The 23813-nt window shown below is 56.6% G+C and carries 28 protein-coding genes; 7 read left to right on the forward strand and 21 right to left on the reverse strand.

Annotated elements, in window-relative coordinates:
* Positions 1-46: 46 nt before the first annotated feature.
* Complete coding sequence (locus HCH_RS01615; protein ID WP_011394345.1) at positions 47-2590, reverse strand: ExeM/NucH family extracellular endonuclease; 2544 nt, start codon at positions 2588-2590, stop codon at positions 47-49.
* A 488-nt stretch (positions 2591-3078) separates the two neighbouring features.
* Here HCH_RS01615 and HCH_RS01620 point away from each other — a divergent pair, with 488 nt between their 5' ends.
* Positions 3079-3396, forward strand: a complete 318-nt coding sequence (locus tag HCH_RS01620; RefSeq protein ID WP_011394347.1) for a GIY-YIG nuclease family protein — start codon at positions 3079-3081, stop codon at positions 3394-3396.
* Positions 3397-3452: 56 nt separating this feature from the next.
* Positions 3453-4097: a methyltransferase family protein gene (locus HCH_RS01625; RefSeq protein WP_011394348.1), complete on the forward strand. Its 645-nt coding sequence runs from the start codon at positions 3453-3455 to the stop codon at positions 4095-4097.
* 4 nt (positions 4098-4101) lie between these two features.
* Here the strand turns inward: HCH_RS01625 and HCH_RS01630 are convergent, their stop codons facing one another.
* Positions 4102-5064, reverse strand: coding sequence for an alpha/beta fold hydrolase (locus tag HCH_RS01630; protein WP_011394349.1), 963 nt, complete (start codon positions 5062-5064; stop codon positions 4102-4104).
* A gap of 251 nt (positions 5065-5315) precedes the next feature.
* On the opposite strand from HCH_RS01630, the gene HCH_RS01635 reads away from it, so the two are divergent.
* Together HCH_RS01635 and HCH_RS01640 are read left to right on the forward strand one after the other, a co-directional pair.
* On the forward strand, positions 5316-6236 hold the full coding sequence (locus tag HCH_RS01635) for an ion channel (protein ID WP_148212444.1): 921 nt from the start codon (positions 5316-5318) through the stop codon (positions 6234-6236).
* Positions 6237-6333: 97 nt separating this feature from the next.
* Positions 6334-7248, forward strand: coding sequence for a hypothetical protein (locus HCH_RS01640; protein WP_011394351.1), 915 nt, complete (start codon positions 6334-6336; stop codon positions 7246-7248).
* A 25-nt stretch (positions 7249-7273) separates the two neighbouring features.
* Here the strand turns inward: HCH_RS01640 and HCH_RS01645 are convergent, their stop codons facing one another.
* Positions 7274-7819, reverse strand: a complete 546-nt coding sequence (locus HCH_RS01645) for an HNH endonuclease (RefSeq protein ID WP_127968070.1) — start codon at positions 7817-7819, stop codon at positions 7274-7276.
* A 312-nt stretch (positions 7820-8131) separates the two neighbouring features.
* On the opposite strand from HCH_RS01645, the gene HCH_RS01650 reads away from it, so the two are divergent.
* On the forward strand, positions 8132-8926 hold the full coding sequence (locus HCH_RS01650; protein ID WP_011394354.1) for a P-loop NTPase fold protein: 795 nt from the start codon (positions 8132-8134) through the stop codon (positions 8924-8926).
* Between the two features lie 448 nt (positions 8927-9374).
* Complete coding sequence (locus HCH_RS01655; RefSeq protein WP_202945287.1) at positions 9375-10769, forward strand: diguanylate cyclase; 1395 nt, start codon at positions 9375-9377, stop codon at positions 10767-10769.
* Positions 10770-11093: 324 nt separating this feature from the next.
* Here HCH_RS01655 and HCH_RS34085 read toward each other — a convergent pair whose 3' ends face one another.
* The gene (locus HCH_RS34085; protein ID WP_041598352.1) at positions 11094-11444 is read right to left on the reverse strand and encodes a hypothetical protein; all 351 of its coding nucleotides are present in this window, start codon (positions 11442-11444) and stop codon (positions 11094-11096) included.
* Between the two features lie 92 nt (positions 11445-11536).
* Here HCH_RS34085 and HCH_RS01665 point away from each other — a divergent pair, with 92 nt between their 5' ends.
* Positions 11537-11863, forward strand: coding sequence for a hypothetical protein (locus HCH_RS01665; RefSeq protein WP_011394359.1), 327 nt, complete (start codon positions 11537-11539; stop codon positions 11861-11863).
* 27 nt (positions 11864-11890) lie between these two features.
* On the opposite strand, the gene HCH_RS01670 is transcribed toward HCH_RS01665, so the two are convergent.
* Genes HCH_RS01670 through HCH_RS01740 form a run of 17 tightly spaced genes read right to left on the reverse strand, consistent with a single transcriptional unit; the run spans position 11891 to position 23798 of the window.
* Complete coding sequence (locus HCH_RS01670; RefSeq protein ID WP_011394361.1) at positions 11891-12976, reverse strand: hypothetical protein; 1086 nt, start codon at positions 12974-12976, stop codon at positions 11891-11893.
* Positions 12952-13665, reverse strand: coding sequence for a hypothetical protein (locus tag HCH_RS01675; RefSeq protein WP_011394362.1), 714 nt, complete (start codon positions 13663-13665; stop codon positions 12952-12954). Before HCH_RS01675 ends, HCH_RS01670 begins: the two co-directional genes overlap by 25 nt.
* The gene (locus tag HCH_RS01680) at positions 13662-14183 is read right to left on the reverse strand and encodes a hypothetical protein (protein WP_011394363.1); all 522 of its coding nucleotides are present in this window, start codon (positions 14181-14183) and stop codon (positions 13662-13664) included. Before HCH_RS01680 ends, HCH_RS01675 begins: the two co-directional genes overlap by 4 nt.
* Positions 14180-15079, reverse strand: a complete 900-nt coding sequence (locus HCH_RS01685) for a hypothetical protein (RefSeq protein ID WP_011394364.1) — start codon at positions 15077-15079, stop codon at positions 14180-14182. The genes HCH_RS01680 and HCH_RS01685 overlap by 4 nt, the downstream gene beginning before the upstream one ends.
* Positions 15079-15420, reverse strand: coding sequence for a phage tail assembly chaperone (locus HCH_RS32030; protein ID WP_011394365.1), 342 nt, complete (start codon positions 15418-15420; stop codon positions 15079-15081). Before HCH_RS32030 ends, HCH_RS01685 begins: the two co-directional genes overlap by 1 nt.
* 16 nt (positions 15421-15436) lie before the next feature.
* The gene (locus HCH_RS32035; protein ID WP_011394366.1) at positions 15437-17251 is read right to left on the reverse strand and encodes a phage tail protein; all 1815 of its coding nucleotides are present in this window, start codon (positions 17249-17251) and stop codon (positions 15437-15439) included.
* Positions 17252-17264: 13 nt separating this feature from the next.
* Positions 17265-17861, reverse strand: a complete 597-nt coding sequence (locus tag HCH_RS01700) for a phage tail protein (RefSeq protein WP_011394367.1) — start codon at positions 17859-17861, stop codon at positions 17265-17267.
* A complete protein-coding gene (locus HCH_RS01705; RefSeq protein WP_011394368.1) occupies positions 17858-19027 on the reverse strand; it encodes a baseplate J/gp47 family protein in 1170 nt (389 codons plus the stop codon). Before HCH_RS01705 ends, HCH_RS01700 begins: the two co-directional genes overlap by 4 nt.
* On the reverse strand, positions 19024-19341 hold the full coding sequence (locus HCH_RS01710; protein ID WP_011394369.1) for a DUF2590 family protein: 318 nt from the start codon (positions 19339-19341) through the stop codon (positions 19024-19026). The genes HCH_RS01705 and HCH_RS01710 overlap by 4 nt, the downstream gene beginning before the upstream one ends.
* Positions 19342-19344: 3 nt before the next feature.
* Complete coding sequence (locus HCH_RS01715) at positions 19345-21369, reverse strand: phage tail tape measure protein (RefSeq protein WP_011394370.1); 2025 nt, start codon at positions 21367-21369, stop codon at positions 19345-19347.
* A 7-nt stretch (positions 21370-21376) separates the two neighbouring features.
* Complete coding sequence (locus tag HCH_RS35135; RefSeq protein ID WP_371824041.1) at positions 21377-21556, reverse strand: DUF6890 family protein; 180 nt, start codon at positions 21554-21556, stop codon at positions 21377-21379.
* Positions 21553-21837 (reverse strand): putative phage tail assembly chaperone, encoded by a 285-nt coding sequence (locus HCH_RS01720; RefSeq protein ID WP_011394371.1) that lies wholly within the window; start codon positions 21835-21837, stop codon positions 21553-21555. The genes HCH_RS35135 and HCH_RS01720 overlap by 4 nt, the downstream gene beginning before the upstream one ends.
* A complete protein-coding gene (locus HCH_RS01725) occupies positions 21809-22039 on the reverse strand; it encodes an HP1 family phage holin (RefSeq protein ID WP_011394372.1) in 231 nt (76 codons plus the stop codon). The genes HCH_RS01720 and HCH_RS01725 overlap by 29 nt, the downstream gene beginning before the upstream one ends.
* A 3-nt stretch (positions 22040-22042) precedes the next feature.
* On the reverse strand, positions 22043-22522 hold the full coding sequence (locus HCH_RS01730; RefSeq protein ID WP_011394373.1) for a hypothetical protein: 480 nt from the start codon (positions 22520-22522) through the stop codon (positions 22043-22045).
* The gene (locus tag HCH_RS01735; RefSeq protein WP_011394374.1) at positions 22519-23106 is read right to left on the reverse strand and encodes a hypothetical protein; all 588 of its coding nucleotides are present in this window, start codon (positions 23104-23106) and stop codon (positions 22519-22521) included. The genes HCH_RS01730 and HCH_RS01735 overlap by 4 nt, the downstream gene beginning before the upstream one ends.
* On the reverse strand, positions 23103-23339 hold the full coding sequence (locus HCH_RS32920) for a DnaK suppressor protein (RefSeq protein WP_011394375.1): 237 nt from the start codon (positions 23337-23339) through the stop codon (positions 23103-23105). Before HCH_RS32920 ends, HCH_RS01735 begins: the two co-directional genes overlap by 4 nt.
* A gap of 3 nt (positions 23340-23342) precedes the next feature.
* Positions 23343-23798: a DUF2597 family protein gene (locus tag HCH_RS01740; protein ID WP_011394376.1), complete on the reverse strand. Its 456-nt coding sequence runs from the start codon at positions 23796-23798 to the stop codon at positions 23343-23345.
* Positions 23799-23813: the final 15 nt, after the last annotated feature.

Genomic DNA, 23813 nt, shown 5'->3' on the forward strand with positions numbered 1-23813 from the left:
AACTGCAAAAAGGGGGCGGAACCGAAGTTCCACCCCCTTGAACTACTTACATCGGGCGGCGGCGTGCGAACCGCATGGTCAGCAGAGCCAGAATGCTCAGCAGACCCAGGCTGCCGCCCCCGTCATCCTTGCCTTTGTTGGTGTCGCCTCCGCTGTTTCCTTCGTCGGAGTCGTCATTTCCGTCGTTGTCGTCGACGGCTTCCAGGTTTAACGTCACCACAACCGGATCATGGTCGGAGCTGCGATAAGGGCCGACGCCGAAGTAACCGGTGGAGTCTTTGTAGTATTTGAACAGGCCGTCCGCCTGCAGGGCGTAGGCTTCAATGGAGTTAACGTTCCAGTGATCGAGATCCACGATATCCTCCATGGCGGCGCTGCTGGCCAGGATATGGTCGAGGCTGCCCTGCGCGCCGTCGTAGGTATAAGAGAACCCTTCCGCATCATGGGTTTCCGCTACCAAAGCATAGCCATAGTTTTTGCTTACTTCCACTGCGGCGCCGGCGTCCATGCCGGTGTTGGCGGCGGTTTTAATGGTGTAGCCGTGGGTGGCCGGGTTGTAGTCGGTCAGCACGGAAATGGGGTCTTCCTTGGAGTAGGCGTTCAGGTCCCCCAGAATCAGAATGCGCTCAGGCAGGCCCAGCGTCGCCAGGGCTTCGCCCAGGGTGACCGCGGCGGAGACGCGCAATGGGTTGCAGTTGCCCTGCATCTGATCGATATCCGTTGGTCCGCTGTTATCACAGGCGCTGCTGGAACGCTTGGATTTGAAGTGGTTGATGGATACCGCAAAGCTTTGACCGGAAGCCTTGTGAGTGAAGGCCTGCACCAAAGAAGGACGCATGGCGGCGGTTTCTGAGCCAAGCGTCTGCTCAGGCATGTCGATCACAATGGCGTCGCCTTTGGGGGTGACGTTGGCGGCGCGATAAATCAGGGCGACGGTGATTTGATCCGTCCCAGGCTTGCCGCCGTCCTTCGTTGACACGTAAGTATAGGCGTCTTCGCCGATTTCATTGTTCAGCGCCGTCACCAGAGTGTTGATGGCGGAATCATCGCCGAAGCCGTCGTTCTCCAGCTCCATCAGGCCCACGACATCGGCGTCCAGGGTTTTCAACGCTTTGACGATGCGCGCCTGTTGCAACAGGAACTCTTCTTCTGTCGTAGCGCCCCGTGGGTTGGCGGAGTAGTCGATGGAACCGTCGTCTTTTTTCACGCCGTTGAAATAGTTCAGGACGTTGAAGCTGGCCACCGCCAGATTGCCCAACGCGGCTTCCGGCGTTGCGGTGCGGCCGGGGGAGGTGACGCTGATCGGGGCCATCGGGTTGATGCGGTACACATCGTAGGAGAAGTTCAGCGGACCGGTGGCGGACACCAGATCGCCCAGCAGAATGGGATTGTCGTAGCCAAATTCAGGATAGAAGCTGACGCTGGCGGTGTTCTGGCTGGAGGAATTGTCTTCGATATAAAGCAGGTTGGCTTTGTTTTCCGTAATGACGGCGTTGTATTCCGCGCTGCCGGGAATGGCGACGTCGGTGGGGGTCCATTTCAGCTTGTCGCTAATGGTGATTTCACCATAGCGGCCCAGGCCGTAAGTATTGGCGACCACCGCGTTGGACACGCTGACGACCATGCCTTCCAGCGCTTCAAGGTTAAGATCCGCGGCGAACGGCAAAGTAATGGGCGTCACGCTGGCGACGGCGTCGGTAGCGCCGCAATCCGCCAGTTCAGAGACGCTGATCTGGCTGTTGCCGTGATAGTCGGAAACGGCGCCTTTTATACGCACCAGATTGCCCAGGGTCAGAGCGCCGCCGCCATTGCTGAATGCGAAGATGCCTTCAGAGGTCTGGGGATTACCGTCTTCGTCAGAAGGTTCTTCCTGCACGAAGAATCCATTGTTGCGAAACCCGGTGACGATGCCTTCTACCGTAACGGTTTGGTCTTTCATGGCCACAGCGTCAGCACTGCCTTGTACGGCGCTGATCAGCGTGGCCGCTTCGCCGCAGGCGCCCAGAGTCGGCGCAGGATCGCCGCCATCTCCACTGTCTCCTCCGTCCGCGCCAGGGGCTTTGCCCAGCCCGCTGAAGGTGTCTTTCGCCAGTGTTCGCCACTGATCCTGGTTAAAATCTGGGTTGGGAGTCGTATCTGTGCGGGACAGAGTGACATCTTTCAGGTAGGAGCTTGAGCCTTCTTTAAGCGTTCCCACACGGTCGACAATATCGCCGCCAACCAGGCGCAACACGACGGAATCGCCGCCATTAAAGCCGATGGCGTCGTCAGTTGAGGTGCTGTTGGCCAGCGCTTTCAAGCCATCATTAGCGCCGCTGTTAGCGTGAACATATACCGCGCCGGCCGCCAGGGAAAACGAAGGCAGGGTCATAAAAGCGTTAGGGGTTTCTGCGCCGTCTTTGAAACGGGCGATCTCATAGGCGCTGAGCTCTACGGCGTCGCTGCCGGTGTTGTAGAACTCCAGGGCTTTATTGTTGGAAGAACCTTCCACGTATTCCGAAATGATGAGGCCCGCCTGAGCGGAGAGTGGGAACGCGGTGATCATCGCCGCCATGAGGGCGCGGCGTCTGCTGTTTTCAGGATATTTCATTTTAATTATTTCCGAGTTACAACCAGGATTGTATAAAGTGCGTCCGGCCAATACTGCTCTGACTCCAGCCAGATATAACCGGACGAGAGCTTAGAGCAAGCGTTATGCCACGATCAAGGCGGGGAAATGGCGTAATGTGACTTGGTTACAATAAATAAAAGTACCTACTCCCTTAGGGGCACTGTGGTATCAAAACAAAACGAGTTTAATAAGCGGCAAATCAATAGTTTATGAAGCGAAAGCCTGAGTTTGCCGAAGTGGGAGGGACTAATCCGGGATAGAGAAAAAAATCTGTTTATAATTTGACCATGCGATCAACAAAAGTGCATTTTCTGACGCAAAGGTCAAAAAGTGCGCATCCTGAAAAGATTCTTTCATGGCGAGATGTTCAGTCAACAAATCCCAGTGGCCTGGGGTAAACTCCTTAACTCGTCATCTTTAAAGCAGAGACGGCGGCAAACCAAATAAAACTACAGGTGATCAGACCGGTGTCGGAAAATGAAGTCGCCGCCATGAGTTGGTGTGTGTATATGTTGTTGGTCAGCGATAACTCGCTTTATACGGGCATCACCAATAACCCGGCGAAACGTTTCCGGGATCACTTGCAGGGGAGCGGAGCGAAGTATTTTCGCGGGCGTAAGCCAGTGCGTCTGCTGTATGCGGAGGTGGGGCATGATCGCGCCAGCGCAAGCCGCCGGGAAATTGAGATAAAAAAACTAAAACGCAGTGGCAAACTGCGCCTGATAGAAGAAAATGTATTGGATAACGCTTTTCGGGAGTTGAATCGTAGTTGCTTCGGCCTGTGACGACAGGTCCCGCGTTCCTGAGGCGACCTTCACCAAGTGATATGGAGAACAACACGATGTCCACGGACGTAATCGTCAGCCACTTTCTGGCTATTTTTTTCACTATGATTGGCGTGCATTACACCTGCCGTAGCCTGGGGCTGCGTAAACGCACCGGCGTCAGTCACATTCATTACGGCGCCGCCGTCAGCAAAAGCTGGTTTGTGCGGTGGGTGTTCAATCTGTTTCGTTTATTGATCCTGGCGGTAACGGTGGCGCGGGTATTCTATCCCAATGTGGACGCCTATCTTGGCGTATTTCCCGCCTTATACACGCCGGTGGTATTGTGGACGGGAATTGGCCTGCTGCTATGTTCCTTTGGATTGATTGACTATGTGCATTCCTACATGCACACGGACTGGCGCTCCGGCATCGACGCGGACGGCAAGGCGCAGTTGTTAACCCAGGGCCCTTTCCGCTATTGCCGCAATCCGCTGTTCGCCGGCGTGTATATCGGACAGATCGGTCTGTTCCTGGCCCTGCCGTCGTTGTTCACCCTGGCCTGTCTGATTATCGGCGCCGGAATGATCGCCATTCAGACGAGACTGGAGGAGGCCGCTCTGCGACGTACATTCGGTCAAGCCTATGAGCGATACTGCGAGCGAGCCCCCCGTTGGTTTCCCCGTTTCGGTAAAGCTATGGGGCCGGGCTGGCAGGACTAAGCGATCAGCCCTTTTCCGCTTCCAGCAGGCGCATGAAAATCTGGGTGATCTCCGCGGTTTTCTCCGGCGCTTCGATCATTGGCGCGTGGCCGACGCCATCAATGATCATCTTGCGTGAGTTAGTGATCAGCCGGGTGAATACCTCCGCATTGCGGTAGTTGATCACCCGATCTTCTTTCCCCCACAGCACCAGGGTCGGACACTTGACGTTCTGCAACACTTGCTTGAAGTCATAATCGTGGCGATCCCTCACCAGCTCCGCGAATATATGATCGTATATGGCGGTATTGGCGATGGCTTTTTCCGTGAGCACGGAGGTAATCGGCCAGGGAATGAACGGCTTGTCCTCCATGGCGAAATCCATAAGAACGCCAAAATCCTCCGGCTTTCTCACTATCAGCGGATTTTCTCCCTTTTGCAGGCGCGTTTCCAATTCGCTGGAAAACTCGTAAACGCCTGCTGGATCAATCAACACCAAAGAAGCGACAGTATCTGGATACTCGGCGGCGTACATGGAGGAAATTGCGCCGCCCATTGAATTCCCCATCAAATGAAAACGGGTCAGCCCGGCGGCTTCGGTAAAGGCGCGCACGTAGCCGACCTGATCGTCAATATCATAGGGAATGCTGGGGTCCTTGCTGCTGTCGCCATGGCCCAACAGGTCGACGGCGACAATGTGATAGCGCGCAGGAAGGTGGCGTATGAAGCGCAGCCAGTTCTCTTTGCTGGCGCCGAAGCCATGCAGCAGCAGGATAGTTTCGGCGTCCGGCGCAGCCTGATTCTGCAGATAAGCGAAATGACGCCCCTGGGTCTCCAGGCTTTTGGGAGTGACCCCCGCCTGGGAACGCTCGAAGTCCATGGCGAGTTCGTACAGGCCGTATTTGATCTCGGAACACGCCGACAGCAGGGTCAGCGCAGCGACGAGAAACCCGGCCCGGAAGAATTGAGCGGAATGAGACATGCGCATGCTGTTTCCTGTAAATCCATACTGACAAACGGGGTTCTATAGATATTGCTGGGCAATGGATCTAAGGGCCGCCGTAAGCGGACATTTAATCAAATCAGGAGCCGCCGAGGCAACGGTCTAGCCTTGAATCTGAGCGGCGGCGCAGCTGAATTCTCCACACTGATCTACACTGAGATTGTTCTGTAAATCAAAGCGTCTTTTACTTCTATATGAATGTGACGCACAGGCTGATTGCGGTGGAGAACCAGGCTATGACCGCTGACACCCAACCCCCTGACGACAGTTTTTGGCGCGACGCCGATCGCGAAGAAAGCGATGAGTTGAAGTTTCAGCTGGAGCAACGCGCGCGTACGGGCGAACCCATGCGCGGGTTCAAGTTGAGCCGGGCGGAACTGTCTGGGATTGATCTGGTGCGACGCAACTCCAAAACCGGATACCAACTGGTGGAGTCCGACCTCTATCGCGCGAATCTGGAGGGCGCCCATTGTTTTCATCTGGATTTACGGGGTTCTTCCCTGATGAAGGCCAACCTCAGCAAGGCGAATTTACACTGCGCCAATCTGCAGGACTGTAATTTGCTGGGCGCGGTGTTTGAGCAGACCAAAATTGAACACATTCAGTGGGGCGAGAAGCTGTTGCAGGAGAAGCTGGCGGAAAAGGCCGCCAATCGCGAGCAAAAGCTGGATTTGTATCAGCAGGCGGAGGAAATCTACCGGCATCTGCGCAAAGTCGCGGAGCAACAAGGCCTGTTCGAAACCGCCGGCCATTTTTTCCAGAAAGAGATGCTGATGCGTCGCTTTCAGTTGCCGCCATTCTCCGGCGCGCGTTTCGTCTCCAAACTGGTGGATTTATTCTGCGGATATGGGGAGCGCCCCGACCGCGTCATTATCTTTTCCTGTCTTATCGTATTGGCCTTCTCTCTGATCTATTTCACCCTGGGCATCCGCGAAGGAGAGCAGGCGCTATACGCCGGCGGCGGCGCCAATCTGTGGTCGGAATTGCAGTATTTTCTGAGCTGTCTGTATTTCAGCGTCGTCACCTTCACCACCCTGGGCTATGGAGACATCGCCCCGGTGGGCCTTACCCGCGCATTCGCCGCGACTGAAGCCTTTGTCGGCAGTTTCACCCTGGCGCTATTTGTTGTCGTTTTCGTGAAGAAAATGACGCGATAGACGGGCCGGCTGGAATCTGATCCCGCCATGGAACCCGCAGGACATGGGCTATAGTTAAATTAATTGTGACAGAATTGAAATATTCGGGAGCCGGATTATGGGATTCTCATATTTCATTGTTGCGGCGGTGTTGAGCGCTTCATGCAGTCTGGAGCCGCCAGAGCTTACGCAGCCTTTATACAGGGTGGCGGTGATTGACCGTTTTTACCCTGGCGATGAGTCCTTCGCTTCCGAAGAAGATAAGGACATGGACGGTTGGCTTAACGGCATGGTCGATCTGGATCGCGACCGCAAGCGTGAACCGCTTTATCATGGCGACATCGTCAGCCTTCTGGCTTCCGCCCCGCAAGTGGCGGTGACGCCCTATCCCCTGACTCCCGGCCAGCCTGCGCAGGCAGAAATCCTGCGCCAGCTGGCGGAAGTGCGCAAACATGTCTTCTGGGGCGAGCCCATTGACGCGGTGGTGTTGTCCTGGGAGTCCTCCACTTTGATTAGCGCTTTTGAAAAGCCCCTGCGTTCGGAAAATGTGGAAAGCTACAAAGCGGTCGTGCGCAGCTGGGCGGAGCATGATCCGGTATGGAGCCTTAGCTATCGCATCATTCGTCTAATGGAGGATCTGGCGGAAACAGGCGTGCAGGTCTACACCATCGCCGGCAATGGCGGGCGCGGCATGGTCAACACCTATTCCTTTGCGGATGGCGTGGTGACGGTGGGCGCGGTGGAGGAAGAGCTGGGAGACTTCATCGCCGACAATGAATTGGTGGACACTCACGATCAAGCTGCGTATTTCTTCCGACTGGTGCTGGACGTTACCGGCGCTCCGGTAGGTTACGATGTGGACGGAGACGATTGCGCCGACGTGCCGGTAACCTGCCTCACAGGCTATTCTCCTGAACGTACGGATTATCCGACCAGGCCCTGGCCGCCGTTGAAAGGCTCTTCCTTCGCCGCGCCCATGGCGCTGCGCAGGCATCTTTTGGGCGATCAAAGCCACAGGTGCTCTGGGACCTGAAGCAAATTGAGGGGCGCTTCCGCTGTTACGCCACCAGGTTGCGGAAGCCTTTTTTCAAATACTCCATCTGATCCGCCAGAATGCGTCGATTGGCCAGATACAGATACTCATAGCGATTCGGCGTATAAGGCACCGCCAGTAACTCCATGTTGCACTCGCTCAACAATCGCGCGCCTTTATGCCCGTTGCAGCGTTTGCAGGCCGTCACCACATTGGTCCACACGTTACGACCGCCTCGGCTCAAGGGCACTATGTGGTCGCGGCTCAGCAGGCTGTGGTGGAATTTTTCGCCGCAGTACATGCAGCGGAAGCTGTCTCGGGAAAAAAGGTAGCGGTTGAGGAGGGGAGGAATGCTGCGCAGTTCTTTGGGGTCCTTGCGGCCGACGATGATCTGCGGCACGTCAATAGTGGACTGAACTCCTTGCGAGTTGTATCCGCCATGCAGGGTGGAGCATATTTCTCCAAATGTATATAACGCCCTATCGCACACGATCTCAGTCACGGCGGCGTAAACATCCAGCCAACACTGAGGAAGTCCTGACGGCGTTATCTTGAGTACCATGGGATACATGGACACCTCTGATCTTTCGTCAATTAGGCACGTTCCAGTGCTATATGAAATACATTTACTCTGACAGTTGTATTACAAGTGAGCCGTTTTTTCCATGTATTTCGGTAAATTAAGTGAGCAAGTCGATGATTTTTTGTACGCCCGGAACGGATTTTGTATTCCTGAAAGTGGTCAGTTCAAGCGCTGTAAAAATGTCGGGCGACGGTCGCCCAACGGGGCTTACTTCAGCGGCCTGTCCCGTCAACAATAACCGAACGGCTCTTTCCCTCTGCTACACTTTCAGCATCAGCCTTTCAGAGCAGGGATACGGATATGAGCGGGAGTACTTCAGAGGCGCAGGTGCAGGCCGTTGGGGGCGCGTCGACGATGAATAAAGCGTCTCCATCCGCCTGCAGTCCTTCCAGTAAAATCGCGTCAGAGAGCAGCAGCGACGAGGATCTTCTCAACCGTTCGTCTCTGGCGGATACGCTCGCAAGCTTTCTGGCTGCGTCCGCAAACAATGATCATCAAACCATTGGTCTCATGGGAGATTGGGGCGTCGGCAAAACCTCGTTTATACAGCAGTTGAAAAAGACGCTGCGGGAAAAGCACGGTGACAAACAGCCCTTTATCTTCGGCGAATATAACGCCTGGAAATACGAACATACGGAAAGCCCGCAGGCAGGTCTGGCGCAAGAGACGATTAAAGCGCTGTCAGCGTTTCACGTCGCTGCAGGAAATGGCGGATCACCGTCCCTGAAACATAGTCAGGTAGGGAAGGCCGTGTTTTCCCTGGCTGCCATGCTTGTTCTCCTGCTCGGAGCGCTGCATTTGCTAAAAGGCTATGCCGGATTCAGCACCTGGGTGACGGATTTGACCGGCGACGGCATGCTGTCCTGGCTGATGTCCGCCAGCGTCATACTGGCGGCCTCTTCCATCCTGTATTTGCTGTATCTGGCCTATCACAATCGCCAAAAACTGCTGCTGACATTCAAGTTCGGGTGGAAACTGAAGTCAGAGCGCATTTGTATCTTCGCCGCCGTATTGGGATTGCAGATCGTATTCTGGTGCATGCAATACACGGACGACACTTCCGTGTATTTCGGGGTTTATGCTCTTATTTTGTGATAATTTTAACTTTAAAAACAATGAGTTGTATTATTTAAAAAATAAGATTCGTGATATTGAGTGCAAAAGTGTCCACAAAGTGTCCATACAGATTGTAATTATGGGCACTGACCACCACCCTCCCTCAAAAAAGTCCGTGCATCTGCTTACTGGCAAAATAGTTGGATAGTATCTTTCACAGGCTCGCAGGTACTAGGGACGGCAGCCTATCGCCTAATCATCCAATACCCGTTGACTAGCTTCAGTTCTTCTCAAACCCTTTCAAAATACGAAATCACGTGTTGATCGCTACTCCCTGTGGCGCGCGCTTTAGCCCGACTTTCTGATTTCACCACGGAAAAGATTCTGCAAAGCTCGCAGGCGTGGGGAGGAGTGAGTTTATCACTATTGAAGAGCCGTACCGTATTTCTAATCTACACTTTAATTTGAGCTATAGAAAAAGGCAGAAATGATGATGTCGCACAATATTACTGAGCTAGACTTAAAAAGGCTCCTTGAGCATGCTCATATTGGAGTCGTCATTCACCGGTGGGATACATCAATTGTTTACGCAAACCCGGCTGCATTACGCCTTCTCCGCTTATCGTATGAACAAATTATTGGCAAAGATGCATTTGATCCGCAGTGGGCCTTTCTAGATGATTCAGGGAAAAGTCTTCTAGTTGAAGATTATCCTGTTAATAAAGTGAAAAGGATGAAACATCATCTTTCAAATGAAGTTATAGGTGTGATTGATGGTTCAAAAGAAGACGTGAGCTGGTTTATGATTAATGCGTACCATGAAGGTGAAGCTGGCAGTGACGACTGTTTTATAATAGTTACATTTAGTGATGTTTCAGATTCTAAAAAATTATTTTCATTTCAGGACATTGTTGAAAATACGCAAGATGTTGTAATTGTAACAGAGGCGGGAGAAATAGACTATCCAACAGGGCCTAAAATAGTATATGTAAATAAAGCATTTGAAACGTTAACGGGATACAAGCGCAAGGATGCTATAGGAGAAACGCCACGTATACTGCAAGGGGTGCTTACTGATAAGACGTCAAAAGGTCGAATCCACTCTGCGCTAAAAAGCAATCAATCTGCCAGTGAAACTTTGTTGAATTATGATATAAAAGGTCGGCCGTACTGGATAGAAATGAATATTATTCCTTTGAAGAACAAATATGGTGATGTTACTCATTTTGCAGCTATCGAACGGGATGTTTCAGAGCGTAAGTTTCATATTGAACAACTAGAAAAAAGAAATAATGACTTAAAAATACTGAAAAGAGACCTGGAGAAGCTTGTTAAAGAGAGGACTATTGAGCTACAAAAGGCAAACGCTAAGCTTGAAAAAATGGCTTTTTTTGATCCGCTAACTAATATACCAAATAGACGTTATTTCATTGATCAAACTAATAAGTTGATGAAGTTTTGTAATAGAAGGGGATTGGTCTTCGCGCTTGGGCTTATTGATATAGATAACTTTAAGATATTGAATGACTCATATGGGCATGATGGTGGAGATATCGTTCTCAAGGAGCTAGCAAGGTATTTTTACGGTTTCTTCAGATCGGATGATGCAATTTGTCGATATGGTGGAGAGGAATTCGCATTTGCGATGGCGCTCAATAATGAGTCTGATGCTGACAAGGTAACACTAAGGCTTTTAATGGGAATTCGGGATTTAACAATACAAATTAATTCAGATGTTGTTTTGTCGATCACCACCAGCATAGGTGTAAAATTAGTTGATGCATCACATCACCTTGATTTAAAGGATATAATAAATCAGGCTGATAGAGCACTATATCAATCAAAAAGAGAAGGAAAAAACAAGGTAACCATATATCAATAAATTATCCAAAACAATTTTTATTTATTATTGCCAAAATCAAATAAATTTTTGTCGCTTGCAGTTAAACTTATATTTTCTTGTTGTTTCTCATATATAAGGATACTTTTGCATTAAATTATCGTTTAATTTTTTAGCTTGTCAAAAATTATTTTAAAAATAACAATTTTGAAACCCTGGCGCTTATCTTTTGTTGGATGCAATCATAGCATAAATGCTGAGAAATTTTGAATTATTGTTATGAGTAAAGGTATGTATTTGAAGTTTTTATTAATGTTTCCTATAGCATAATTTGGGCTATCTGTTCAGCTAAAGAAGCGGCATAGTCTACATGGGTTTGCTGATTGTCATGACTTGATGGAATGCCGCTTTCGTCATGGGTATGAATCGCCGTCGTAGTCCCCACTCCTGAACCACTCCGATCAGATCCGCAATCACCTGCAACACGTCCACGCCACCGCCGCCCATGGCCGGCGCATGGATCTTCCTGGCCGCGCTGGCGATGTCCGTGTGGCGTCCCTGAACGGTTATGGTTTTGTTGGCGTTGGTCTGCTTGTCGCTCTCTTTGATCGTTGCTGAACGCGAACCGCCCACCGTGGCGCTGTCGTCACCTTGGACTGACGCTTTCCGGTTCCGTGCGGCCGTCTGGTTAAGATTAGCGGCGGTGGTCGTGTTCAAAATAAGACACTATTCGCCATAATCCGCCCTAATAAAGGCCATAATTGCAGTGTATAACATAAGAATGGTCCAGCACTGAAAGAGGTGTTGCAATGACTACTTATGACGTACATGAATCAAATAATGCCATTCGCTTTCTTACACTGCACATCATAAAAGAGCTTGAAATAAAGCATCCAGATAGATTTTTAGAGATAAAAAATGATTTCCCATTAAATAACAAGGTTGCTGAATGCAAAGTGTTCATTGCTAAACTTCTGGATATAGACCATGATTTTTATTGCAGTCTCATTAATGATGTGGCAAAAAAGAAAATCTCAATCCTCTATCGTTCTTCATTAAATATTGAAAGTGTTTTTGATGGGCGTCTTTATAAAATCATCAATAGAAAGAGCTATAACAATGATTTTTATCTTTAATAATCATGCGATTGATAGCTGATATAATCACGGCATAATGCTTGATATTTGGCCCTTTAACCCTTCTGCGCGGCTCGCCTGACTGCTATGGCTCCCACTGCTTGATGGCGTTCCGCTTCCTCCGTGTGTGTGACTCGCTGCTGTAGCCGCCAATTCTTGAACCACCCCGATCAGATCCGCAATCACCTGCAACACATCCACGCCCCCGCCGCCTATAGCGATGGCCGGCGCTTGGATGGTCACGGCGGCGCTGGCTTTTAATTCGATGATTTGCGCCTGGATCTTCCTGGCGGCGCTGGCGATATCCGTATGGCTTCCCTTAACGGTTATGGTTTTGCTGGCGCTGGTTTGCGTGTCGTTGCCGCTGATCGTTGCGGAGCGCGAGCCGCCCACGGTGGCGCTGTCGTCGCCTTGGATCGACGCGTGTCGGTCCCGTGCGACCGCCTGGTTAAGGTCGGCGGCGGTGGTCAGGTTTAGGTTATCCGCCGCAGACAGGTTGGCGTGGCCGCCGGTCAGCAGTTTTAACGCGCCCAGGGCTTCTACTGTCTTCACGCCGCCCACCTGTTCCACGCTATGTTCGCTGACCTCGATCTGGCTGTCTTGGTAGCGCTCCTGGTTGTCCAGGGCGTCCACGCGCCGGCGGGCGCTGGTGTCGGTTATATCCCCGTGCGTCTCGCGCAGCCAGTCGCCTTTGGCGCTCACACGCTGGCGCACCGCTTCGGATTGCTGCCACACCAGGTCACCCGGCTGGACGCCAGGCGCGCCTAAACCCTGTCCCAACACCGTGCGGATAAAGGGCTGATCCGGCAGGCCGTAAGCGAACGCCACCTCTACGATGGTCCCGGGTTCCGGGAAACCATACTGCCCGCGCTCGATGCCGCCATAGGACGCCGGCAACGGCAAGCAACGATAAAGGGGAAGTTCTGGGTCTTCCTCGCCCTGGGGCGACAGCACACGCACGTCTACGGCGTAGCGGGGGCGGAAGCGGTCGCAGAGTTCCGGCTTTTGCAGTGGGTCGCTGATCGCCACCACCTTGGCCAGGCGCGGCAAATGCAGATTCCCGCTTAGCTCCGGGAACATTCGCAATACTATCTTTTTAATCTCTTCGTCCACGGCGCAGCGCTCCAGGTCAGGTTCATATGATTGTCAGCCAGGCACACCTGGGTGACGTAATGGGTTTGGTTTAGCCAGACGCCCGGGCGGAGCTTTGGCGCTGCTGGCAGGCGGGCGCGGTTTGCCACGCCGAAGCCGTTTAGTAAATGGGTTGGGATCTCTACAGGCCGCGCCGCCCAGTAGCTATGCGCCCAGCTTCCCACGTAGACCGCGCCGTCGCCTTGCTGTTGCCAGATCATCTGCGGGATGGCGTACACCTCCGCCAAGGCGTCCATGCAGTGATAGCCGCCGCCCCAGGAATAAAACACCGGCGCTTTGGTGTTGGCGTAGGGTTCCGGGGGCGTCACGAAGATCAGCCCGCTGTCCTGACTGATTGCCGCCAGGGTTTCGTTTAGCGTGACGTGCCGCAGATTGAGCGCTAAGCGTCGGTTTAAGGTGGCGGTCAGTTCCCGACAGAAAACCCGCTGTTGTTGGTTGTCTAATGACGTGCAGCTTTCCACGTATCCGATAAAAAAACGCTGTAAGGCGTTGGGGTCATAGCCCAGGGCGAACTGGACCAGACCCGACAAGGGGGCGTCCGCCTGCACGGTAAACACCGCCCGCCCAGGACTGAACAACGCCAGGCGCACGTCTTCAGAGACCAATTTAAGCGGCGTTCCGCCCACGCTCAGGGATTTATGCAACTTCATGCCAGCGCCCTGTCCACCTTGCTCAGGAACGTTTCAAAGCCGGTCAGGGTTTCCCCTTCGGCGGGCGTCTCTTCCTGGGCGGCGATGGTTTCCCCGGTCGCCTGTTGCGCCTCCGCCTGGCTCAGGTCGCGGCGCTGTTCGGTTTTCTCCGCCACGCTCAGATATTCCGCCAGGGTAAAACTGACGCGCCAGGCCTGGCTGGGGGACAGATCCTTGCACACAAACGCCCCCGTAAATTGCACCTGGCGCACGTTCATCGCTCGCGCCGTGTCTTCCACAATGTCGTAAACGCGCAGCTTGCCGGCGCCGTCCTCCGCTTCCGCCACTTTCACTAGGTCGGTTAAATCTTTGGCGTGTTTCTTCAGAATCAGCAGGGACACCGTCAGCGTTTTCGGCTTGATGCCTTTGTTAGCGCGATCCGTGCCGCTGGTCTGGCCGCCCAGATCCTCGGTCTCGATGCGCAGATTGCCCGTCACCGTTAACTCGGTCCCGGGGACGGTAAAGTCGTTGAGTCTCATAACCCGAAATTCTCTTTTAAAAAGGTGAGCTGACCCACGCCGGCAACAAACAACGCTCCCGCCGTCAGCACGAATTCATGCCCCGGCGCACCTGCCTGTAACTGCGCCGCTATGGCTGACGCATCGCCCTGGGCGTAAAGCGCATGACCTGCCTGACCAGTCAGCTGGCCTTTTAACTGGTCGTAGTGACTTTGCAGCTGTTGCAGGCGTTGGCGCTTTCGTTCAATGACGGCTTGCAGCTCTGCCACCGGGCTTGGTGTTTCCGCTGCGTAACCTTGCGCCGTGGCCAGCTGCGCCCCGACCGCGCGCCCGTGTTGCGCCAGGCGCGGGATCTGCACGCCGTCGCGCGCTACCCAAAGCGGCGTCAGGGGCGCATCCGGTAGGATCCATTTTTCCTGTTCCAGGGTGGCCAGCTGCGCCGCCCGCCGCTGCGCCAGTTGCAGTTCCGGCGTGGGGAATACCGCATTAAAGGCCGCCAAGCGTTCGGCGAAGCCCGCCAGATCCCGCGCCACGATCAACACGGCCACCGCGTCCAGCAGGCCACGGGGCCGGCCCGCGTCTTGGGCGTCGGTCAGTTTGGCCGCCAGGCGCGCCGCCGCATTGGGCGCGGACAAGTAACGATAGAGTCCGCCGCCGTCGCCCACGCCTTCCTGAAACGGATGCACGCACAACACGCGGCCTTCATAACGCATTAACGCCTGGTAGCTTTCCCGTGCTGCCGCCGCTTCGCTCGCCTGCGTCGCCAAAGGATTTCGCACATAGGATAAAGACACGCCTTGTATCCGCTCGCTGGCCTCTGCCAGGGATGCGTCCGCGCCGTCCAGGATCGGCGACGCCAGGGCGACGGTTTGCGCCTCGGTGTTTGACGCGTTGAACGCGGTCAGTCGCCAACGCATCAGGAACGATCCGGCGCACTGGGCCGCACGCACTGCGGAAAGTCCGCCTGCTGGGGATAGTCGCGCAAGGCGCAGCGATACGCCCGCCAGCGCTGCGCCTGGCCATCGCTGTCGCGGTCCTCCACTTTGAATAATTCAATGTCCGCCCGTTTCAGCTCGGCGTCGCGCCAGGCGCGTTCCGCGCTCATTTGGGCGGCCAGCGCCGCCGCGTCATGATCGAAGGGAATCAGCGTCGCCTTGCCCCCGTCCACCTCGGCCAGGATCTGGCGGCGATGCCGGCGCGGATAGGTGGTGGCCTGACATATAAACTCGCCAAACTGGTTTTCTATATAGCGTTTCATCTTCGTGACTGACTCCTTAAAAGCGGGCGTCCAAAATGGCGCGGCCATGCCTGATCGCGGTGTGTCCGCTGCCGTTAGGCTGCATCGTGATATAACAATTTTTATCGGAGATCCCTTCCGCCTGCGCCCAGTCGCCGCCGTCGTAAGACAGGTCCAACAAACTGACCGCCGGCGACACGCGCATGGTGGGATACCATAGGCTACCCACCGTGAAGCGCTCCTTGTCGGTGGTCCATCCTTGCAAGTAGGGAATCGTCAGCGCGCGGTAATAGCGTTGGCATTGCGCCAGGGCTTCATGCAATGAAATCAGTTCGAAGTCGGTGGAGCGGTGGCCTTGCTCCAATTGCAACGCATGCAGGCGCAGCTGGTGATTGATTGCGGCGCTGAAGCCGTAATCCGACGCGTCCTCAAAATGCACTGAGACAATCAGCCCCGCGCCGGTTCTTTTGGGGTCCAGGTGCCAGTCGCCGAATTCAAAGGCGATTTCCGCTTCCTGGTAGGGAAACGACGCATCGCCGGCCACCTCCACCGCCTTCCAGCCCAGCAAAATACTGGTGTCATGGTTGTGCGCCGCCAGGGCCAGCTTGCCCCGGTAATTGGCGCTGAAGCGGATTTTAAACACCAGGCTTACTTTGTCGGTCTTGTTAAGGTAGGTCAGCGGCTGCAAGGTCGTGGCCTCGACGAACTGGGCCACGCTCACCAGCGCCCGCGATGACGCCGTGGCGGTGCAGGTCAGCGCCAGGCCGATTTTGTCGTCAAGCAGATGCGCGTTGAACTGGCCGTTGAATTCACTCAGCCGGTGCAGCTTCCAGCCGTCCGCCAGGTAGGTTCCCTGGATCGGGGCCAATACCTGGGGGCCGGTTTGCCACACCGCGCAAAAGGGATTGATCAGCAGATTTTTACGCCCGGATTTCAGATCGCTGTATTGCGTCTGACGCAGGTATTGCGGGTGCGGGTCAGGCGTCGCCTGGTGCGCCTCCAGCGCGGCCTGAATCGCCGCCGCCGACGTGGTGCGGCGATCCGTCACGCCGCCGTCCTGGGCAATGTCCGCCAGCTTCGCCACGTAATGGCGCACGCCGTGGGCGTCGGGGCCGCCTTCGATCTGGTCCGCGACGATTACTTCAAAGCGCGCCTCCACGCCGCTCACGTCGCCCACCAGGGCGGCGTCCACCCATACGCTGGCGGGTGCTTGCGGGACCGTGATAAACAGCGGTTCCGTCTGCTCGATGCGCACGCCGCCCACATAGCCGACGCCAGGCTGTAATTCGTAACGAGAGCCCGATTTCACCAGCTTGAAGCCGTTCTGTATAAACGCCGCCGGGCCGTAGAGGTCCTGATTGCTCAGGCGCTCGCGTTCGTCGATGCCCAGCAGGCGGGCGGTGAAATCAATCTGCCAGGTGTCAGCGCTGACGCTGATATCCGTCAACGACTGCGCGCCGCTGAACTCCAGCATAAAGTTGCGGGTGATATTGTTGCCGGTGACGCTGCCCTGGGTTTTGCGTTTCTGTTGCAGCGGCACATGGGCGATGGCCACCACCGCATTATCGTTGGTGCGGGACACCAGGCCGATCCAGTTAAACGCAAAGTCGCCCTGGGTGCTGTCCAGGCTCAACGAATACACCACCAGGTTAGGATTGACGTAACCCACCTGGGTGACGCCGCCGCTAAACACCTGGCGGCTGTCTTCCGGCAAGCCTTCGTGACGGTCGATGGGCGCGGCGGGGTCCAGCCACGGCACGTTGGCCAGCACAAAGGCGTCTATGGTCAGCGGTTCGCCCGCCGCTTGTTTCTGGGCGATCAGACGTTCCCCGGCGAGGGTGATCACAGGCATGGTAAAAACTCCTTTAAAGTCGTGCGACGAACAGTTGTGAATCGTGGTGAGGCTCCGCCAGACGTAAGGTCAGGCGCAGGCTGTTAGGCAAGGTCGCCGTCAGGGTGTGCTGGTCCCAGTCGAACGTCCCGGCGGACACGGCGAGGGTGACTGGGGTAATCAGTTCAAATTCGTAACGGCGACAGGTGCGCCCGTACATTTGCAGGATGATGCGCAATAGCTCCGGGTTGGCGCTCAGCTGACCGTCGGACAGACGCAGGGTGATGACGTCCCAGTCCCGTCCCGGGGCGCGTTCCTCGATCTCCACATAGCCCACCCCCAGGCGCTGCAAAATACGTTTGAAGCCGGCCACGCTGCCAGCGTCCACCGCATTGGCGTAGGCGTACTTCACCCGCAGCCGATAGAGGCTTTCCGGCTCGCCGGTAAAGCGCGCGATATTGCGCTGCCAGGCGAGCAGATCCAGCACGCCCAGGGCGCAGGTTTCCGCGTCGGTCTGACGCAACGGCCAACGCAGCCAGTGTTCCACCCGCTCCCAGTAACGGCGGGCGGCGCGGGACAGCTTGGCCAGCTGCTCCCCGCCGAGCCAAAACGGCAATTTAATCTCGATCATGGCAGGGTCACCGTCAGCGACTTCAGCCGGGGAATATCCATCTGGCTGGTGATATCGCTGGTTTTAAAATCAATAGACGCCAGCGCCGGAAACGCCGTGTGTAGCTCCTGCGCCAGGCGGCTGAAGGAAAACCGGCTAAACGGAAAGGTCCGCGTCGGCTGGTAGTCCTGATTCTCCCGAAACGCCGCCCGGATAAACTGCGTCACCGCCTGCTTTAACTGCTCCCGCGCGGCGGCGTCCAGATGACTGACCGCCCACAGATCCGCGCTGACGTCGTGCAGGGTTTCCGGCATGGCGAACACTTGCAGATCGTCGCCGTGGCCGTGGTTGCCTTCGTCGGAAATCCGCGCCTGGATGCGCGCCAAAAAGGCCGCGTCCGGCGTTCCGGTTTCAAACAAGATAAAGGCGTTTGCCGTCCCCGGACCGCGCGGCGCTTCATGCTCAAAAAACACGTTATCCACGCTGACGCCGTCAAAGCCGGCGATAATCGCCGTATACACCGCGTCGGTGTGCCACTGATTCACCGCGCTGAACTGGTTGCGCACCCTCAAGCGCAAGGCGTCGTCGGTCTCGCGATCCGCGCCTGGATGCAATAACCAGTTGTCCAGGTTGGTGACCGTTACCCCGGGAATGGGAGTTTGTAGGACGGCGTAATAACCCGCCGCCAGGTTGTAGCCGCTGCCCGTGTCCACCGCCTCCACGTCCACCAGTAACGTGGCTTCTCCATCAGAAAAACGTCGCGCCTGGGTGGTGTGCAGGCGGTAGATTCTGCCGTTGATGCTCGCGCTCTGTATGACAGTTCCCGCGCGTATCTCCAGCTGACCGGACAGGTCGCCCCGGGTGAACTGCACGCGTCCGCGCGCTTTGGCCGCCTGCTTGCGTTCCACCGCCACGCCCCAGGCCAGCAGATCCAGGGCGGAGCCGCTGGCCGTCTTCACGAACATTTGCGGGAGGACGCCGGTCATCAGCAGGTCCACCAGCCATAGCACGGGCATAGTCACCAGCGCCGACACAATGCGCCACCAGGGCGAATACTCGCTGTTGTTGCTGAACGCCACACCCTGGGCGGCGACTTCATTTTCCCAGACGGTTTTTAGCTCCGCCTCGGTAGTCGGAATGCCCGCCTCTTTGACTAGGCGCGCAAAGTCCGCGTGGTGATCGTTCATAGGTAAAACTCGATGTGTCCGTATTTCAGGGTTTTGGCGGTGATATAAAACGTTTCCAGATCCGTTCGCGTGACCTTCGCCGTGCCAGGCGTAATCCGCGCGTCGTTCTCCACCCGGGTTTCAATCCGGCTCAGGTTCAACGCCACTTTTTCCGGGTTGCGCTCGCCGATCAGCTCCACCAGCAGGCCGCTGTCGCGGATCATGTGTTTGATATCCTGGGCGATGGACGCGCGCCCGCTGATCTCCTGCGGCACGCCGATAGCGTCCAGGCTGATATCGTTGTTAACGATGTGCAGGTCGATAAAGTCCGCCATGATTTACCCCGCCGCCATGCTCAGTTCGTCCGCCAGCATGAAGCCGTTTACCGGCCCGTTGGCGTTCACCTCCAGTTTCTCCACGGTCACGCCTCTGTTGGTCGTCGTATTCGCATTGCTGACTTGCTGCAGAAAGCCCCCGGGCGGCGTCTGGTTCACCCGGCCTTCGTCCAGCGCCGGCGCAAAGCGCTGGATGCTTTCGCGCTCCTGGCGCACTTTTTCCGAAAGCTGGATCTCGCCGCCGTCGCCGAGGTCGATCCCGGGAATGGCGTTGATTTTGTCTATCAACCAATCCACGCCGGCGCCGATCACCGCGAAGGGGTCCAGCTGCGCCAGCCAGTCCGTAAACTGCGCCCACCAGTCGGGGATCTTGCCAAACGAATCAATCACCCATCCCGCCAGATCCGCCGCCGCCAACAGGGGCGCGAATACCGCGCTTAAAAAGGCGTTGTCCTCGATCAGGCTGCGTAAGCCGGTCCACTTTTCCACGATCCAGCCCAGGGCGGCGGAAGCCGCCGCGCTGACTTCGTCCCAATAGATCACCAGGGCGGCCAGGGCCGCGATCAGCGCCACCACGCCCAACACGATCCAGGTAATGGGGTTGGCCAGCAGCGCCGTGGAAAACGCCCAGGTCGCCGCCGCGCCAGTCAGCAGGGCCGCCCGCATCGCAGTGAACGCCCCCGCCGCCAGATAGGTTCCGATCTGCAAAAGAAACAGCGCCGCGCGTCCGGCGCTGACCGCCAGCGACCAGGCGCGCATGGCTCCCGCTCCCAGCAACAGCACCGCGTGCCAGCCCGCCAGGACCAGCTGGGCGACCCCAGCGGCCAGGGCGAAGGCGGAAGCCGCCGCCACCAACCCGATCACGGTTAAAGTGGCGATCGCCACCAGGCGGGTGAGGTTCGGAAACAGCCGAGTCCAACGCGTCAGGGTGTCCGCGCCGGCGGTCATCCGATCTAACAGCGGTTGCAGCAAAGGCAGGAACGCCCGCCCCAAACTGACCTTGACCGCATTGACGCCCGCCGCCCAGCGCTGCCAGGGATCTATCATGGCCTCGGCCATGGTCCGCGCTTTGTCCATGCCGGTCTGCGCCCCCAGCTGGTCAATGGCGCCGGCCAGGCCCTGGGTGTTCTGCATCAGCAGTTTGACCAGGCCGACCGCTTCCGTGGAGCCAAAGGCCTGTTTCAATAGATCCGCTTTGGCCACCGTGTCGATGTCGCCGAACTTGCCTTGAATGCGGGTCAGGATCTCCACCATAGGCAGCAGACGGCCTTGGCTATCCGTGAACGCCAGGCCCAGCGCTTTCTGGGCGTTGCCAACACCGGCTAAGAACGCCTTGTATTTGGTGCCGGCTTCGGTCCCGCTCATGGTCGCTTGCAGCGATCCCAACACCGCCATTTGTTCCGCCATGGTCACGCCCTGGCTTTGCGCTTCCGCGCCCAGATTGCCAAAAGCCGCCGCCATCTCCGCGCCGGTGGTTTTGAACATCTGCACCGCGCTGGCGGTCTGCCCGGCCAGGCGTTGCACCCATTGCGCCTTGCCCATCTGCTCCGCCGTGCGCTGAAACACGCCATACATGGTGCCCATGTAATTGGTGATCGTGGCGCTGTCGGATTTGGTGGCCTTGGCCAGCACGCCGCCGGCCTCGGTGAAGGCGGCCAGCTCGCGACCGCTCAGCCCGGCAATCGCGCTTTGAATGTCGTAACTGGAGCGCACGAAGTCGTCGGCGGCCTCGCCGTAGCGAATGGAAAAGCGCAAGGCGGTTTCCTCCAGGGTGCGCAAGGCCTCATTGGCTACACCCAGGCTTTTGACTTCCCCCAACGCGCGATCCATCTCGATGGCCGGCCCCAGCATGCTCTCCAGGGCCACGCCCGCGCCCAGCAAACCCGTCGCGCCGGCGGCCATCTGCACAAAGCCCCGGGTGGCGTGCTGGGTGAGCTTATCCAGGCTATGCTGGATCTTGCCCGCGACGCCGCTCGCCCGGTCGATCAGCGAGACGCTGAACATCAGCTTTTCGAGTTTGTTGCTCATTGAGTCGTTACCCTTTCAAGGCTTTGGCGATGCCATTCGCCACGGCGATTTCGTGTTTACTCCAGTAATCGCGCTCTAAAAATAACGCGAGTCCCAGGGCGTCCTCGTTGGGCTCCTGCGCGGACAGCCACTTGGCGGCGTAGGCGCGTAGCTGGTCGTAGCCGTTGGCGGCGATCTGGTCCGCTATGCGCTGCGCTTTTTTGCCACGATGCCCAGATCCGGGGTGTACTCCTCCAGCACCGCGCCGGCCAGCTGCACCTCCGCGCCTGGCGTTTCTCTGATTAGTTTCACCAGGGCGTCGCGCTGCTCCTGGGCGATGGTCCCGACCAGAAAGTTATGGCTGGGGGCGATCTTGTTGTTAGGCGTCACCGCGTTGACGTATTTGTTGTACGCCTCGCGGGTCACGTTAAAACTGAAGTCCTGGCCGGCGGCCGTAACGTCAATCAGTTGGGTGGTTGGGTTGCTCATCTTGGTTAACTCCGTTGCGTTGTTTGCTGGCCTGTTCGCGGGCCAGGTCTAAATGCTTTTGTTTGTAATACCAGTTCATCACGAAGGTGGCGGCGGCGATCAGCAGCCCGCCCAGGGCGACCACCTGGCTCAGGCTCAAGCCGAATAAGGTCGCCACGGCGGAGCTGGCGTAAGCCGCCGCTGACGCGGCTTTGTCGTGCATGGCTCACCCCCTTTTACGGGCTTTCATAAAGTGCAGGATGCGGGGCGCGGCGTTGGCCAGCGCGCGCTCGCCAAACAGGAATCCCAACACCAGCACGTTGATGGTGATCAGCGCGGTTTGTTGCTGCTCGTCCAGGGTCCAGGCGCTGAACCACATCCAGTCCAGATACAGGGTGGCGAAGCCCCAGACCGGGCGCTGACAGCCTCGCAGAAACAACATGAGCGGCCCCAGGATCGGCAGGCGCAACAAGTCCTTGGCGCTGCCTTCCAGTTCCTTGATGCGCTCGGTTAACTGCTTTTCCGCCGCCTGGCGCGCTAGCTCGGCCTGGCGCTTTTTTTCCAGCTCCAGGTTTTGCAGCGCCAGCTGCACATTGGCGCGCTGCGCCTCGCTCATGTCTGGCGGGAAATAGTCTTTAACGACCTGGTAAGCCCTGTCCGCCAGGCCGCCGGTCACTACGTCCACCACTTTGCTTAACAGGCTCATAGATCCCCCTCATCCAGCAGGGTGTAAGTGAAACGATTGCCGTACAGCCCCGCCGCCTTGCGACACAAGGCCATCAGCACATCAAAGTCGGCGCTGTCTGCAATGACCTGGCAGCCCGCTGACCAGCGATCTACGCGAAGGCTTTGACCCGCGTCAGTGGCGCGGTGGCAGTTAATGCCAAACAGGCCGGTTTCCACCTTGTCGCCGGTCTGCAAATACGCATCCCGGTTAGCGTCGCGATAGACCGTGATCGGTGCGCGCTGCACTAACGCCTCGTATTTGCCCTGGTGTTTGCCCAACGCCCACACGCTGGGATACTGGCCAGGTTTCACAATCGCCGCGCCGGCGGGGTTCGCCAAATGCTCCCGCCAATAAACGCCCGGGTCCGTGGTCGCGGGGAAACTAAAGCAGTGGGTTTGCCCTTGGATCTGAAACGCCACACAGAGCAAATCGTTAAAGGTGTCGGCGTGGCGATCCTGGGCGCGCACGCCCACCAGGTTCAGGTTGTAATCGCCCGTTTCAAAAAACCGGTGGCCTTGGTTACGCACCGCCGCGCGCAGTTGTTCATAGTTGATAGCCATCATCCGCGCCCCCTTTGGCGTATTTGCCGTTGCGCATGTTGGTAGTAGTCTTCGCATTCCACACAGCGGGAGACGCCGCCGAGTTGCTGGCGTAGCGGCGGAATCGCGTCCTCGCAGTCGATGCAATGAGCGCGGCTGGGTTGGCCCAAGGCGGAGCCGGCCCGCTGCCGGGCCAGTGCGGACGCATTAAGTCGTTCTTGCAGTTCGGCGGCCTGGTCTAAGATGTCCCTTGCCATGACTTACACCAGCTTTTCCGTTTCCGACGCGTCCACGTAGGGCACGCCGTTAATGCGCACAAAGTCCGGGTCCGTCACGTCATATGCCAGTTTGTGGGTCAGCTGCTCGCCGCCGCTGGCTTTGGCGTTGAGGAGATCCGAAATTCTTAACTTGCAGCCGAACGCCTCTATGCGCAGTTCGCCGCCGCTGGTGGCGCCGTTAAACACCTGGTCGAAGGGCTCCAGGGCGCGGAAGCTGCCGGCGGCCTTGGCCGCGTCTAAAATGGTTTGCAGGTTGGTGGTGTCCACCGTGATATCGCCCGAGGCGCTGACTTCGCCGTCTACGTATCCGTTAGGAATGCCGCGCGTTTTGGTCACCGCCGTGGCGTCCTCAATGCTCAAAGTGACTTCCTCCACATGCACCAGCATGTCGCCGATCATCACGTCTATGTCTTTGCCGGAGAGGCGCTTTTGACTCATGGTTGTTGCTCCGTG

It is taken from the genome of Hahella chejuensis KCTC 2396 (assembly GCF_000012985.1).
In the GTDB taxonomy this organism is placed as follows: Bacteria; Pseudomonadota; Gammaproteobacteria; order Pseudomonadales; family Oleiphilaceae; genus Hahella; species Hahella chejuensis.